Source organism: Aquirufa sp. (assembly GCF_044239315.1).
GTDB lineage: Bacteria > Bacteroidota > Bacteroidia > Cytophagales > Spirosomataceae > Aquirufa.
The window spans coordinates 104,213-118,390 of the sequence record NZ_JBIIBQ010000007.1 but is presented as its reverse complement, the minus strand read 5'-3'; the positions used below and the strand labels follow the sequence as shown (position 1 = coordinate 118,390).

The following is a 14,178-nucleotide window of genomic DNA, read 5'->3' as shown; positions in this document are numbered from 1 at the left end:
CAAATCCAACTTATCAACCTAAAGGATGGAAGCGTTTTGCTATTCCTGGTTTTTGGGAAGACCAAGGCTTACGAGATCTGAATGGGGTAGTTTGGTTTAGACGGGAAATTCAGATTCCAGCCTCTCTTGCAGGGATGCCTGCTAAACTATTTATGGGCCGCATCGTAGATGCGGATCAAGTGTTTGTGAATGGCGAGCAAGTAGGAAATGTGACCTATCAATATCCACCCCGCAGATACACCGTTAAGAATGGACTATTAAAAGCCGGCAAAAATCTAGTTGTCATTCGGGTGACGAATACCGCTGGCAAAGGGGGCTTTGTTCCTGATAAAAGATATGAAATGCTGGTAGGTGATCGAAGCATCGATCTACAGGGAGATTGGGAATACAAAGTGGGCGAAGTGTTCCCTCCGGTGACAGAGAAACCCGCGCCTTCCGCCTACACCCCTAGCGCCTTGTACAACGCGATGATTGCTCCTTTTACTGCTTATTCTTTGAAGGGATTTGTTTGGTACCAAGGTGAATCGAACTTAGGAAAGCCGCAGGTGTATGAGCAGCTTATGCCGGCACTAGCAAAAGATTGGCGAACGCAGTTCAAGCAGCCAGAGTTGCCTTTTTTATACGTGCAATTACCCGGTTTTCAGGACCGTAATTTCCTTCCTTCGGAAAGTAATATGGCGGTCTTGCGGGAGGGTCAGTTAAAGAGCCTGAGCATTCCTCGAAGCGGAATGGCCGTGACTTTAGATCTAGGCGAATGGAATGACATTCATCCCTTGACGAAGAAACCGATCGGCGAAAGACTGGCGCTGGCCGCGAGAAAAATAGCCTACGGCGAAAACCTGGTTTCTTCTGGACCCATCTATGAATCTAATGCCATCGAAGGCAATCGAATTCGCATTCGATTCCGCGAAACGGGAAGTGGACTGTCCATCAACAAGACAGACGAAGACGAGTTAATGCAATTCGCCATAGCCGGGAAAGACAAGAAATTCGTTTGGGCGAAAGCGATCATCGAATGGAATACAGTCGTAGTTTGGAGCGATGAGGTGGCAGAGCCGATGTATGTTCGCTATGGGTGGGCAGATAATCCAGAGGGAGCGAATTTAATCAACGTAGAAGGCTTACCTGCATCGCCTTTTAGGACAGATAATTAATACGTCCCCGTCATATCGTCCTCCACACAGATAATATAATCTGCTTTCAAAAGATGCTCTGGGAGAAGGGAATCGATCTCTTTTTGAGAAACGGTGGCGATAGTAGCGATCTTGATGTCTACTTTTGAACGCTTTAAATACCAGGAAATTCCTTCATAATATTCCGAATGATAGGATCCGTTATAATGGATAAACAGAGAGCCAGGAGTCCAATTCGAGAAGATAAAATGAGCCATCGTTGCGTCTTTCAAAGCTTGCGCTTTGGGCATATTAGGGGAAGTGTGTTCCCCCATCATGGTTAGCATTTTTTGGTAGCCCGGCAGATTGGCATCATAGGCAATAGGCAGTGGTGCGATCCATGCTTTTTCTTCTGCAGGTAGATTAGTTATACTTTCAAAACCTCCTCGAGCGACTAAACTAGCATATTTTCGAGGCACATTGGTGGCGATGAAAGACAGGTTTTTCTCTTTGGCAAAATGAACTAAAGGTGCATAATCCGTTTTGTAATTCTTCCAAAGACGAGCCGAAGAATCCAAGCCCTTCGCCGTAATTTTTCCCTGCAAATAGTTTGTTAAAGCGCCCTGATTATCCCGTTCAAACATCTCAGCCCCTAGAACCAACTGCCGCTTTTCCGCTAAGGCCTGCGTAATCTCTAATTCTAACCAATGGCTGATGGGATTATTATGCAACTCCCCTATCAAGACCACATCCTGCGTGCTAAGATCCTTGAGCATCTTTGCAAACGTGACCTTTTTGCCTTGAGCCTTATACAAAACATAGGCCGGCTTATCGGTAGCTAAAAGGGAAAACGAAAGGGCAAGGAAAATCATCAGGAGCTTCATCATGCAATAAAGCTAAAAAAATCTAGGCTAAGCCTGCAAAGATTTAAACAATAAATCCTTCAAAAACTGTTCCACAAAAGCGGTCTTATCCTCTCTACCCGCATCCGTTAACTTAGTCAGGTGTTGGCTAAAAAACAGCTGCGAATGCGCTGTTTCTATCAAGGTACTACTGAGAGAATGTGGATAAGCATAATTAGGATTATGCGATTGTATGATTTCTGAAATACGGGCGCAAAGGTCTTTATAGGGCTTAAAAACGGCATTTTCATTGATTTCTTTTACCTCTTTTACTAAATAGACCTTACTGCTTTCTGAAATAACAATTTGATGCAAAAAGTTTTTATTGTAATCTGTCTGTCCTTCACTCTCCGGCAAGGGATGCGTTAAAAGCTCAATCAGGCGAATCAACTTTGCATTTGAATCTGCTAAGGGAGGCAACTCAAACACCACTAAATATTCCATATAAGACCAATACCAGTTCAAGATATAAAGTAAAAGCCGGTGTTTATTCTCAAAATAACGGTAGATGGTCGCCTCCGTAGTATTCATCTCTTTAGCCAGTTTTTTGAACGTAAAATGCTCAAACCCTAACCGATAAATCAAATCGATTGCGTTCTTAACAATTTTCTTGCCAAGTTCTGTGCCTTCAGGATCTCGCAAGTAAATCTTTTCGTTAACTTTAAAACTAAGTGAATAATCCATTGTAAATAGGAGATAACTACGGTGACAAAAGTAGCAATAGATTTACCAACACAAAATACACTTTAACACATATTAATAATAGTATTACTATTAATCGAAAAAGTATATATAGTTTTGCAACAGAAAAATAGATGACATGCAAAAAATAAGTCCGCTAAAAAGAATCCAATCACTGATTAAAGATCATGATAAGGAAATAAGATCGATTTATTTATTCTCTATTCTAGGCGGTATTGTCAATCTAAGTATGCCATTAGGCGTTCAAACAATCATAGGATTGGTCATGGGCGCTACCATGGTCACCTCCATTTATGTATTGATTTTTCTAGTGGTTTTAGGGGTTTTTCTGATGGGATTATTCCAAATCAATCAGATGAAAATCATCGAATCGATTCAGCAAAAAGTTTTCGCGCATTACGCCTTTGAATTTGCAGATAAAATCCCGCAATTGGATTTAAAGCAAATGGATAAATACCATATTCCAGAGAAGGTGAATCGTTTTTTCGACTCAATTAATATTCAAAAGGGCTTTGCGAAACTACTACTTGATATTCCAGTTGCGACGGTTCAAATTATTTTCGGAATCGTCCTTTTGTCTCTTTATCACCCTCTTTTCATCATTTTAGGAGTAATCTTATTAGTTCTATTAGGCGTAATTTTGTATTATACTTCTGAAAAGGGAATCGAAACAAGTATCGAGGAATCAAATTATAAATATGAAGTAGCTGGATTTTTTGGTGAGATTGCCCGCACTATCAAAACATTCAAATTTAGTCAAGGCTCTGATTTAAATTTAAAAAGAACTGATTCCAGTGTGATGGGTTACTTAACTGCAAGAACAAATCACTTTTATGTTTTGCTCTTTCAATACAAATCCCTCCTCTTTTTTAAGATTGCCCTAACAACCCTAATGCTCACCTTAGGATCCTATTTGTTAATTAATCAACAGTTAAACATTGGGGAATTCGTTGCGGCAGAAATTGTCATTATGTTAGTGATCGGAGCGGTAGAAAAATTAATCACCAGCTTAGATAGTGCCTATGATGTCATTACCGGTTTAGAAAAATTAGGCACCGTTACCGATAGCCCAATAGACAGCAGCGGTGATCTAGAGCTAAAAACACAAACGGGATTAGAAATCGAAATGAAAAACTTTAGTTTTGAATTTGAGACAGATAAACCCGTATTGGATTCTTTAAATCTACATATTGAAGCAGGAGATAAAATCCAAATAACGGGCCCGGGAGGTTCGGGTAAATCCATCTTCATGCGGATTTTAACGGGTAACTACCCTGACTTTAAAGGAACTTTATTAATTAACAAAGTCCCTATTAAAAACTACAGTTTAGATAGTCTGCGCAAGCAAACAGGCATTTTACTTCAAGCGCAAGAGATATTTGATGGTACAGTTTGGGAAAATATTAGCTTAGGTAATAAAGATGTCAATCCATCTCTCATTTTAGAAACAGCTAATAACTTAGGATTCGCTGATTTCCTGAATCATTTCCCGCAAGGTTTTGATACGGAAATCGAGCCACTGGGTAAGAGGACGCCACAGACGATCATTAAAAAGATTCTTATACTTCGCGCACTTTGCGGGGATAAACGTTTGCTTTTGTTAGAAAATCCTTGGAATGGATTGAGTGCACCATTAGCTGAGAATTTGCGTGATTATTTATTGAAAAAATCAGACGTAACTGTTATCATTTCTACTAACGAGTCTTTAGGATTCAATAAAAAATTGGTCTTCGATCATGGAAAAGTTTAAGTCATTTAATCAGATTTACCTGCGCGGGAAAGGGCCAGCTACGAGACCTTGGTTAATCGGATTAGGCCTAATTATTATAGGTATACTTTTCCTTCCTTGGACGCAAAATATCCGTTCGAAAGGACAGATTACGAGTCTTTTCCAAGAACAAAAACCTCAAAAAATTTATAGCCCTATCGCTGGTAAAATTAATCGCTGGTGGGTAAAGGAGGGTGATTTCGTTCAACAAGGGGATACACTGGCTAAAATATCCGAGATCAAGGCGGAGTATTTAGACCCTAAGTTAATTCTTAGAACACAAGAACAGGTAAATGCAAAAAAGGGGACTGTTACTTTTTATGAACAAAAAGTACAAGCAACAGAGGATCAAATAAACAATTTGCGAACTTCGAGGACCCTAAAACAAGACCAATTAACAAACAAGATAACCCAATTACAGCAAAAGTTAACGGGTGAAAAATCTGAACTGGAAGCGGCTTCTAATGAGTATAACTTAGTAAAAGACCAGTTTGAACGAAACCAAGAAATGTTCAAAAAGGGTTTGATTTCGCAGACACAATTCCAACAAAGAAATGCGTCTATGCAAAACTCGTTAGCGAAAAAAACCATTTCAGAAAATAAGGTAAATCAAACACTGCAAGAAATTCAAAATACGAAAATTGAATTACGGGGTGTGGATCAAGAATACAGCGAAAAAATAAACAAAGCGGAGGGAGAAAAATTCCAAAGCTTGGGGATGATTGAGACTGGAAAAGGGGATGTCGCTAAATTAGAAAATCAAGTAGCTTCTTATACCATTCGAGACGGGATGTACTATATCTTAGCCCCTCAAAATGGTCAGATTATCAACGCGAAAAAAGCGGGTATTGGAGAACTTCTTAAAGATGGTGAAGAGTTGTTAACCATCGTTCCGAAAAATACGGACTACGCCGTGGAAATGTATGTAAGACCTGTAGATTTGCCACTTGTGGTTCCTGGACAAAACGTTCGATTCATTTTTGATGGTTTCCCGGCGATTATTTTTGCTGGAGGATGGCCAGATCAGAGTTTTGGAACATTCCCTGGTAAGATCCGAGCAGTAGAAAATAACATTGATGATAAGGGGATGTTCCGCGTGATTGTTGTGGAGGATCCGAAAGACAAAAAATGGCCTAAGCAAATCAAAATGGGAGCGGGTGCTCAAGGAATTACCTTGTTAAATGATGTACCACTTTGGTACGAACTATGGCGAAATATTAACGGTTTCCCTGCTGATTTTTACACGGTAAAAAAGGATGAAAAATAGTCTGATTGCTTTCTTGTTTATAAGCATTGCCAGCTTCGCCCAAACGCCGGTTTTATATCCTGAAGCGTTTTTGAAAATCGTACAAACTTACCACCCTATTGCGAAGCAGGCTGGCATAGGTGTGCAGAAATCAGAGGCACAAATCCTACAGGCTAGAGGAGGCTTTGATCCAATTCTAAGCCATTACAGCACTCAGAAAACATTTGACGGGAAAAATTATTATAACTCCCACGCACCAGAGCTCAGCATTCCTACCTGGTATGGTATTGAACTGCGTTCTGGAATGGAAAATTTACAAGGAACGCGCCTGAATTCGAATGAAACTTTAGGTGAAACTAGCTACATCGGAATTACTGTTCCGTTAGCGAAGAACTTAATTATGGACCAGCGCCGGGCCAGCCTACAGCAAGCAAAGCTGATGAATAAGATGGCCCTTCAAGAGCAGAGAAGTATGCTAAATGCCCTGTTTTCAGAAGCCATGGCTTCCTACTGGAATTGGGTAAAAAGTGTGCGCGTTTTAAAAATTGTTGATCAAAATTTACAAATCGCTACAGCCCGTGTTTCCTTCGTGAAACAAAGCGTGGAGCTGGGAGAAAGACCAGCTATAGATACGGTAGAAGCCATTACTCAGCTACAATATTTTGATAATCTATACCAAGCTAGATGGGTAGAACGCGAGAATTCTCGCCTCTCCTTATCTGTTTATTTATGGCAAGAGAATAATACCCCACAGGAGTTATCTCCAGAAGTGCAACCTGCAGAGGTGGTGAATGAGTTTGCCTGGTTGGCGGACTTTGATTTAGACCTGAATTCTCTTTTAGAAAAGGCCTATGCAAATCACCCGGATTTAAGTGCGTATCAGTTTAAGATTGAAGGTCTGCAAGTGGAGAGAAAGTTAAAGTTCCAAAGCTTGTTGCCCAAACTAGATGTGACCTACAATGCCTTATCTAGGGGCCTTACCCCGAATGTGGAAGTGCGGCCCCTATTTGATAATAATTATCAATACGGTATCAAGTTTGCCATGCCACTTCGCTTGTCTCAGGGGAGAGCTGATTATCAATTAGCTAAACTCAAAATTCAAGAAGAGTCGCTTAATCTAGCCCAAAAAAGACAACAGATTCAAGTAAAAGTAAGCTCCTATTATAACGAAGTAGAGGCCCTAAAAAAACAAATTGACACACAACAGAAAGCCGTCTTAAACTACCAAGCCTTGGTAAAAGCGGAAGAAAACCGGTTCGAACAAGGAGAATCTTCTTTGTTTTTAATTAACAGTCGGGAAACCAAAGCGATGGAGGCAGCTGAAAAGTTAACTGAGCTAAAAGCCTACCTGTTTAAGACAATCTATGCTTTACAAGCAAGCGCAGGGGTATTAATTTAGGAATATTGGGCGTACCTTTGCGTCTTCTAAAAATACCCCTCCATAATGCCTACTTCTGCGAACCGCACGAAAATTATCTTAATTCTTGGAATCTTGTCTGCGATTGGACCTTTGTCCATCGACATGTATTTACCCGCTTTTAAAAATATCGCTGCGGTTTTACAATGCTCACAAGAGGAGATGGGTTACACGCTTTCCAGCTTCTTTTTCGGGATTTGTTTAGGCCAATTAATGAGTGGCCCACTGCTAGATCATTTCGGGCGGAAAAATGTACTCTACATAGGTTTATCCCTCTATGTACTCAGTTCGATTGCTTGTGCCTTCTCGACTTCAGTCGAAATGTTAATCGTTTGTCGTTTATTTCAAGCACTAGGAGGTAGCGTCGGAATGGTGGCCCCTAATGCGGTCATTCGAGAAACATTCGAAGAAAAAGAAAGACCGAAAGTCATGTCTTTGATGATTTTAATCCTCGGCGTCTCTCCTATTTTAGCGCCTTCCTTAGGTAGCTTATTGTTAACGATTGCAAGCTGGAAAGCCATCTTTTTAGTCTTAGCTTTCATCCTGACCGTTATCATTTTCTTGATCAAATCTTGGTTGCCGGAAAAGACAAATCGGGAACAAGGCGGACCCTTTCGCGTTAACACAGTGGTCAAGGCTTATAAAGCCTTGTTCAAAGAAAAAGAATATTTAGTTTTTGCTTTCACAGGTGCCATAGGGGCAGGTAGTATTTTCACTTATGTAGGTGGAGCACCATTGACCTTTTTGACTTATTACGGGGTGAATGAGTCGAAATTCGGATTCATTTTTGCGATTGTGGCCTCCGGAATTATCTCTGCGAGTCAATTAAACCGAGTGGTTTTAAGAAAGTATTCGAGCTTACAAATTTTGAAAGTTACTTTACCCACGCAGTTACTCTTAGGGGTTTTATTGTCCATTTTAGCGAAGTTTGAGCTGCTTACAATGGAATTAAACATCGCCTTGCTCTTCCTGATTATGGGCTGCCAAGGCTTTAATTTTCCTAACGTAGCCACACTAGCTTTACGTCCATTTCACAGAGGGGCTGGGACTGCCTCAGCGATGCTAGGCTCTATCCAAATGGCTTGGGGCGCAGTCTGCGCGACCTTAGTAGGGCTTTTATTCGATGGAACCCCGTTCACGATGGCCATCATCATCGTAGGATGTGCGGTAATAGCGAACACCATTTTATTCGGAATCGGTCGGAAATATATTGTGACTTAAGGCTTTAAAAGCTCGAAATACGTTACGACGAATTTATCGCCTTTCAAGCTGCCCTGGACTTTGGCCTTGCGCACCGCCATGCAAAATCCCTTGTCTTCATGCGCATCTCCGTGATCATCTAATCCCGTGCCTTCTACCGCATGAACTTTGCCTTCGTATTTAACCGCTAGGAAACATTCTTTACCAGGCATCCCAAAATTACACGTCCCGCAAGAAGCATCTAGCACTAATACAGGTTTTGCGGGGTCTAACTTCCCGGCTGGTTTCGTTTGGGCTGAGGCTAAAAATGAGGCCAAAACAAAGAAGAATGCTAACATTTTCATATCAATTATCCGTTTAAACTATTTATTTCTACCCCACCAATTCGCTATAATCGAAGCGGTAATATTTTGCATTGATCCAAAAATACCAGGCACTAAGCCCATCGTGGCTATATAACCCATTTTCGCAGCTATCCCAGTCGCTAAACCCGCATTTTGCAAACCTACCTCAAAGGCAATAGTCCGAGAGTCTTGCTCATTAATCCCCATCCATTTGCTAATCTTATAGCCAAAAAAGTAGCCTAATAAATTATGTACTAACACAATTAAAATCAGCAACCAGCCAATCGTCAATAAGGTATTATGCCCCGCCGATACAGTCAAGGCGACAATAAAGATGATGGACGCCATCGACAAAATAGGCAATAATTCATCTAACCATTTCTGTTTCCCATAAGCGTATCGATTGTACACTAATCCAGCAATAACCGGGAAAATTACGATTTCCATAATGTGCCAAAACATATCCCAAAAGTCTATGGGCACTAATTGATTCGCCAGCAACTTCATCAACAAGGGCGTGACTAAAGGGGCTAGTAGCGTCGATATTGCTGTCACTGTCACGGATAGAGCTAAATTTCCTCCAGAAATATAGGCCATCACATTAGAAGCCACTCCACTAGGAGAACAGCCCACTAGAATAATTCCGGCAGCAATTTCAGGTGGAAGATCCGTCGACATGGCGAGTGCCATACCAATACCGGGCATGATTAAATAGTGGCAAAAAATTCCAGCAAGAATAGGTTTAGGCGATTTAACGATCTCCACAAAGCGCCCCAAATTCATGTGAATCCCCATTCCAAACATGGTAATTATTAATAAGGGAGTGACCAATTTCTTTAAAGGAAATCCTTGATAAGCCACTAAATGTTCTGGATAATTAAGGGCATAAGTGGAGGCGGCAAATATAAACAGAGTGTAAGAGAACCCCTTCAAAATAGGATGGCCTTGAAAGCCCAAGGCAAGTAATACAAAACAAGCCATCAAGCAAATGGCTGCTCCAGAAATTCCGGAAACGGCACAAATTATAGCGGCTAGTCCAGCCACGATTCCGGCCCCTAATAGCACTTGAAAAATACGTGATTTGGACTTATTCATCTCTAGTTAAACTGGAATATAAGTGGAAACAAAAAGCTAACAATGGCAGCCCAAATAGCATAAATAGGCAAATAGGAAGTGATTCCTTCTTCCACTTCTTTGATAGTAGTTTGGCCCTTTAAAAACCCCCATAAATTTTTCGTAACCAGCATTAAATGAACCATAATTAGGGCATTGCTCCCTAGAACAACTAAACGGTTAGGCGTAATTCCGAATTCCACAAGTCGGTATCCGATCGCCGATAGCGCAATGCCATTATCGATGATCGCAACCAGCGCTAAAGCAAACAAAAAATACTGATGTACCCGCGATGCATTTACTTTCGTCGCCTCCCCTAAAGAGAACAAAATCAAGGCCATCACACCGATCAAAATTCCATTAAACACTAACAAGAATTCCCGGTCATTGTAGGGGTCCTTCCCGGTGAATATAACCGCCCCTAAAAACAAGACTAGGGTAATCGTAACTATGGGCGTAAATATGCGCGCGATGACAGGGGAAATTTTGCTGACTAGGCTAGCGTTTTGACGGACTAAAAAAGTAGCGAAAAGCGGCACAGATGGTAAGATAGAAAGCACCAAATAGCGGAAATAATAATCCTCGATATCGATCTCAATCAGTTTAAATAAATTTAGCGTTAAACCAGTAAACAATCCGCCCGCAAGTCCAATCACTTCCGTCATCAAAACTAAATCTCCGTGGTAGCGCAAAAATTCCATCCGTTTCACCGAATCATTCCCAGCAAAAATATACCCCACCGCTAACCATAGTAAAATAGGGATATGCAAACATGTCAATAAAAGCGTCGTGCTTCCCTCTGGTAATAGGTTAATGTAGACAATGGATGCGACTAAAATAAATAAAGGCCAGGCTAAATCGCGAATACCTACACCTTGCTTGTAAGCAAAATAAGCTCCGATCCCCGGTATTACTATGAAAGACATATTGCGGGGGAAATACAGATCATGTGATATCGAAAACAGATCGGGCAATTGCATTAAAAATGCGGCAATGGCTGCGATGATTGCAAGCAAAGTCCAATCCCCTTTAGAACCCCAAGAAGTAGTGGAAACCGCTAAGCGCTCCTTCCATATTTTAGCAGTTACTTCAGACGAAATTTGAGGATAAACCGATTGAAAAGCACGCGTGAAAATCGCGGGATTAGAACGGTATAATTGTTCCAATACTGCTGGATCTGTGATGTTTTGAACGATTTGATTTTCCATATGATGATAAAATTACGGAAATGAACATAGGTGGGGGCAAACTTTTACTCAACGGCAAATACCGCCTATGAATGGCGTTATTTTTGGCGTTTTGCCTTCATTTCAGCGGCCTTTTCTTTAGGCACACCATATACCTTCCCCGAAGCCGCATCCTGTAGAAAGCGATCGACATAGCCGTCACTGATGGTGGTATTGTCTTTGTATTTAACGCGAAGGGCTTCTAATTCTTTATGCAATGTTTTACGAATGGAGGCATAGGCAGGTTCATTGTACACATTTTTAAGCTCCAAAGGGTCTTTTTCGCGATCGATTAACTCCCACTCCCCTGCCTTAAAATAGTAATGAATCAACTTATACTTTTTCGTTACAATGGCATAATGGCGATTTACCATATGCTCCGCTGGATACTCATAGTAATGGTAATAAACGGCATCCCGCTTCCAAGACTTGCCCGTCATCAAAGGAATTAAGCTTTGACCCTGCATATCCGCAGGTGCCGGCACACCGGCCGCATCTAGAAAAGTTTGGGCAAAATCAAGGTTTTGGACTAACGCATCCGAACGCTGGCCTGCCTGAATATGGCCAGGCCATGAGACCATTAATGGCGTTTTAAAGGACTCGTCATAGACAAAGCGTTTATCGAACCAGCCATGTTCCCCTAAGTAAAATCCTTGGTCGGATGTATACACGATGATGGTATTTTCCATCAGCTTATTAGCTTCCAAATAATCCAATAACCGACCCACGTTCTCATCCACCGCTCGCAGTGTCCCTAGGTAATCTTGCATATAGCGTTGAAATTTCCAACGCATTTTATCTTGATCCGTCATGCTGGGATAGGCCTTCTTGAACTCCGCATTGATCCGGTCATATACCCGATCAAAGTTTGCTTTTTGACTCGGATTTAAGCGACCCATGTCAGCCTTAAATCGTTGCTTATCAGATCTCATTTCAGGAATTTTTAATGAGTCCAATATCGCAGGATAGATTTTATTATCCCCCGCCCAGCCCATACTAGTTAAGATATTCATCTCTGCCTCCTTAGCTGGCGAAGTTCGTCCAGCATAATCATCGAAAAGGGTCTTCGGTTCTGGAAACGTTTTCTGGGTCATTTCGTCCAAATGCCGTTCCGCCATCAACCAAGGACGATGCGGCGCTTTATGCAAATACATAAGCATAAATGGCTTTTCGGAGGAACGCTCCTTCTGTAGCCAATCCAGCGTCATATCGGTGATAATATCAGTCACATACCCTGTGACCTTGATATTGCCTTCCTTTTTAGTAATAAAATCAGGGTTATAATAATTCCCCTGATCAGGAAGAATCTTAAATTGATCGAAACCCTTCGGTGTATTTCCAAAATGCAGCTTGCCAAACATCGCCGTCTGGTAGCCATTCGATTGTAAAATTTGCGGAAAAGTAGTGTTAGCCGTGTCAAATGGGAAATGGTTATCCACTTTCCCATTTAGGTGTGAATGTTTCCCTGTCAAGATGGTCGCGCGGCTCGGTGCACAAATAGAATTTGTTACGCTCGCATTCGTAAACAGAATGCCCGACTTCGCAATGCGGTCAATGTTAGGGGTAGAAAGCAAGCGCTTATCATACGCTGAAATGGCCTGATAAGCATGGTCATCTGACATGATGAAAATGATGTTTGGGCGCTTATGAGTAGCCTTTTGTCCTAAAACTGCGTGACTAAGTAACCCCATAAAAACCCAAACAAGCATTCTCTTCATCTTACTTCAATTTCATATTCACTGGATCCCACTGAATAATTTTCTTGCTGAAATAACTTTCGTTACAAGCTAATGCAGGCGCAGCAGCTCTAAAGCCAAAAGTCGCATCTTCCACAACCGTAGTCCCGTTGCGAATCGCGTCAAAGAAGTTTGTAAAGTGATCTACGTGCTCGCTATATCCCGCAGGTGCTTTAAATACAACATCTTCCTTGATTGGGCGTGCGCGTTGTGCTTCTGTCCATTTCGCGTTGTAATCACGCGTCATTTCTTCCTGCATACTTTTAGGAAGGGTAAATACTGAATCATATCCACCGAAGCCAGGAGCTTCCGGCATGATGCTATGCTTCACTGAAATCGTGTTTCCTTTCACATCCATTACCCCTTCCGAACCGATCAAACGAATCACTTCTTGTCCGCCTGTTCCGCTGACAAAGTTTACTTGTAAGGTTAACTGGAAAGCAGGATGCTGCGCTGTATTACCGTATTGCATCACGCCTGACATCACGTCTGGTAAATTACGTCCATCGTTCCAGTGGCTGAATTGACCTGTTGAGAAAATCGTCTCTGGTCCATTGGAGTTTGTCATAAAGTGGGTGCCTGATAACAAGTGGATGAATAAATCCCCCGCTACACCCGTTCCCACTTCTTTAAAGGCACGCCACCAGAAGAATTTCTTCGCATCAAATTCCATTTTAGCTGTTGCCTCTATGAATCGATTCCAATCACAAGTAGATGCATCTGCGTCCTTAGGGATGGTATATTGCCAAGCACCGATGGAGCTTTGGCGATCATATACCGCATTCACCATATTTAGTTTTCCGATTTCACCTGCCGCTAACATCTCTTTCGCTTTCGCTAAACCGATGCTGCTCACACGCTGAGATCCTACTTGTAGGACTTTGCCGTATTTCTTTTGGGCTGCAATCACCTTAGGGCCTTCGTCTATTTTATAGACCATTGGTTTTTCGATGTAGACGTGTTTGCCTTTTGCCAAAGCGTCTATCGTAATTCGCGAGTGCCACACATCATGTGTTGCGATAATCACCGCGTCAATATCCGAACGGTCTAATAATTCTTTGTAATTACGTGTCGTATATAAATCCTTCCCGTATAATTCTTTTGCATTTTCGATGCGGCCCGTGTATAAATCACAGATTCCGGCTAATTCTACGCCAGGCACTTTCAGCGCTGAAGCCAAGTCAAAGTGCCCTTGCACCCCAAAACCAATCACTCCTAAGCGAATTTTTTCGCCCACCGAGATGCGTTTTTCATAGGTTAAAATGCGTTCCTCTGCTTTTTGTTGAGCGCCTAAAGAGGCGAAGGGCGAAGAGGCTGCCACGAGGCTAGTTGCCCCAATTTGTTGTAAGAACTTCCGTCTAGAAGCTTGACTATCTTTGTTCATATCCAATAGGTTTTTTGTGAATTTACTT

The 14,178-nt window shown here is 41.7% G+C and carries 12 protein-coding genes; 5 read left to right on the top strand and 7 right to left on the bottom strand.

Annotated features, from left to right (window positions below; genetic code table 11):
- Positions 1-1,154, top strand: a 1,154-nt coding sequence (locus tag ACILP5_RS04215; RefSeq protein WP_395617411.1) for a sialate O-acetylesterase, incomplete at its 5' end; no start/stop codon positions are given.
- Here the strand turns inward: ACILP5_RS04215 and ACILP5_RS04210 are convergent.
- Positions 1,151-1,999: a ChaN family lipoprotein gene (locus ACILP5_RS04210; protein WP_395617410.1), complete on the bottom strand. Its 849-nt coding sequence runs from the start codon at positions 1,997-1,999 to the stop codon at positions 1,151-1,153. The two genes, ACILP5_RS04215 and ACILP5_RS04210, sit on opposite strands and share 4 nt — an antisense overlap.
- A gap of 24 nt (positions 2,000-2,023) precedes the next feature.
- Entirely contained in the window at positions 2,024-2,698 is a 675-nt protein-coding gene (locus tag ACILP5_RS04205) for a TetR/AcrR family transcriptional regulator (protein WP_395617409.1), read from the bottom strand.
- A 136-nt stretch (positions 2,699-2,834) separates the two neighbouring features.
- Here ACILP5_RS04205 and ACILP5_RS04200 point away from each other — a divergent pair, with 136 nt between their 5' ends.
- Genes ACILP5_RS04200 through ACILP5_RS04185 form a run of 4 tightly spaced genes read left to right on the top strand, consistent with a single transcriptional unit; the run spans position 2,835 to position 8,368 of the window.
- Positions 2,835-4,466 (top strand): peptidase domain-containing ABC transporter, encoded by a 1,632-nt coding sequence (locus tag ACILP5_RS04200; RefSeq protein WP_395617408.1) that lies wholly within the window; start codon positions 2,835-2,837, stop codon positions 4,464-4,466.
- Entirely contained in the window at positions 4,453-5,751 is a 1,299-nt protein-coding gene (locus ACILP5_RS04195) for an HlyD family secretion protein (RefSeq protein ID WP_395617407.1), read from the top strand. The genes ACILP5_RS04200 and ACILP5_RS04195 overlap by 14 nt, the downstream gene beginning before the upstream one ends.
- Positions 5,741-7,129: a TolC family protein gene (locus ACILP5_RS04190; RefSeq protein ID WP_395617406.1), complete on the top strand. Its 1,389-nt coding sequence runs from the start codon at positions 5,741-5,743 to the stop codon at positions 7,127-7,129. The genes ACILP5_RS04195 and ACILP5_RS04190 overlap by 11 nt, the downstream gene beginning before the upstream one ends.
- A gap of 45 nt (positions 7,130-7,174) precedes the next feature.
- Entirely contained in the window at positions 7,175-8,368 is a 1,194-nt protein-coding gene (locus ACILP5_RS04185; protein WP_395617405.1) for a multidrug effflux MFS transporter, read from the top strand.
- Here ACILP5_RS04185 and ACILP5_RS04180 read toward each other — a convergent pair.
- The 5 genes from ACILP5_RS04180 to ACILP5_RS04160 form a co-directional block, all read right to left on the bottom strand.
- The gene (locus ACILP5_RS04180) at positions 8,365-8,691 is read right to left on the bottom strand and encodes a DUF6370 family protein (RefSeq protein ID WP_395617404.1); all 327 of its coding nucleotides are present in this window, start codon (positions 8,689-8,691) and stop codon (positions 8,365-8,367) included. The two genes, ACILP5_RS04185 and ACILP5_RS04180, sit on opposite strands and share 4 nt — an antisense overlap.
- A gap of 18 nt (positions 8,692-8,709) precedes the next feature.
- Positions 8,710-9,786: a bile acid:sodium symporter family protein gene (locus ACILP5_RS04175; protein ID WP_395617403.1), complete on the bottom strand. Its 1,077-nt coding sequence runs from the start codon at positions 9,784-9,786 to the stop codon at positions 8,710-8,712.
- A 2-nt stretch (positions 9,787-9,788) separates the two neighbouring features.
- Entirely contained in the window at positions 9,789-11,012 is a 1,224-nt protein-coding gene (locus ACILP5_RS04170) for a hypothetical protein (RefSeq protein ID WP_395617402.1), read from the bottom strand.
- Between the two features lie 77 nt (positions 11,013-11,089).
- Positions 11,090-12,721: a sulfatase gene (locus ACILP5_RS04165; protein WP_395617414.1), complete on the bottom strand. Its 1,632-nt coding sequence runs from the start codon at positions 12,719-12,721 to the stop codon at positions 11,090-11,092.
- A gap of 28 nt (positions 12,722-12,749) precedes the next feature.
- On the bottom strand, positions 12,750-14,150 hold the full coding sequence (locus ACILP5_RS04160) for a Gfo/Idh/MocA family protein (RefSeq protein ID WP_395617401.1): 1,401 nt from the start codon (positions 14,148-14,150) through the stop codon (positions 12,750-12,752).
- Positions 14,151-14,178 lie beyond the last annotated feature (28 nt).

What these genes read in the sequence shown, in the direction of transcription:
- ACILP5_RS04205 (WP_395617409.1), bottom strand. Translation starts at nt 2,698, where the DNA reads ATGGATTATTCACTTAGTTTTAAAGTTAACGAAAAGATTTACTTGCGA.
- ACILP5_RS04210 (WP_395617410.1), bottom strand. Translation starts at nt 1,999, where the DNA reads ATGATGAAGCTCCTGATGATTTTCCTTGCCCTTTCGTTTTCCCTTTTA.
- ACILP5_RS04185 (WP_395617405.1), top strand. Translation starts at nt 7,175, where the DNA reads ATGCCTACTTCTGCGAACCGCACGAAAATTATCTTAATTCTTGGAATC.
- ACILP5_RS04195 (WP_395617407.1), top strand. Translation starts at nt 4,453, where the DNA reads ATGGAAAAGTTTAAGTCATTTAATCAGATTTACCTGCGCGGGAAAGGG.
- ACILP5_RS04170 (WP_395617402.1), bottom strand. Translation starts at nt 11,012, where the DNA reads ATGGAAAATCAAATCGTTCAAAACATCACAGATCCAGCAGTATTGGAA.
- ACILP5_RS04175 (WP_395617403.1), bottom strand. Translation starts at nt 9,786, where the DNA reads ATGAATAAGTCCAAATCACGTATTTTTCAAGTGCTATTAGGGGCCGGA.
- ACILP5_RS04160 (WP_395617401.1), bottom strand. Translation starts at nt 14,150, where the DNA reads ATGAACAAAGATAGTCAAGCTTCTAGACGGAAGTTCTTACAACAAATT.
- ACILP5_RS04190 (WP_395617406.1), top strand. Translation starts at nt 5,741, where the DNA reads ATGAAAAATAGTCTGATTGCTTTCTTGTTTATAAGCATTGCCAGCTTC.
- ACILP5_RS04165 (WP_395617414.1), bottom strand. Translation starts at nt 12,721, where the DNA reads ATGGGGTTACTTAGTCACGCAGTTTTAGGACAAAAGGCTACTCATAAG.
- ACILP5_RS04180 (WP_395617404.1), bottom strand. Translation starts at nt 8,691, where the DNA reads ATGAAAATGTTAGCATTCTTCTTTGTTTTGGCCTCATTTTTAGCCTCA.
- ACILP5_RS04200 (WP_395617408.1), top strand. Translation starts at nt 2,835, where the DNA reads ATGCAAAAAATAAGTCCGCTAAAAAGAATCCAATCACTGATTAAAGAT.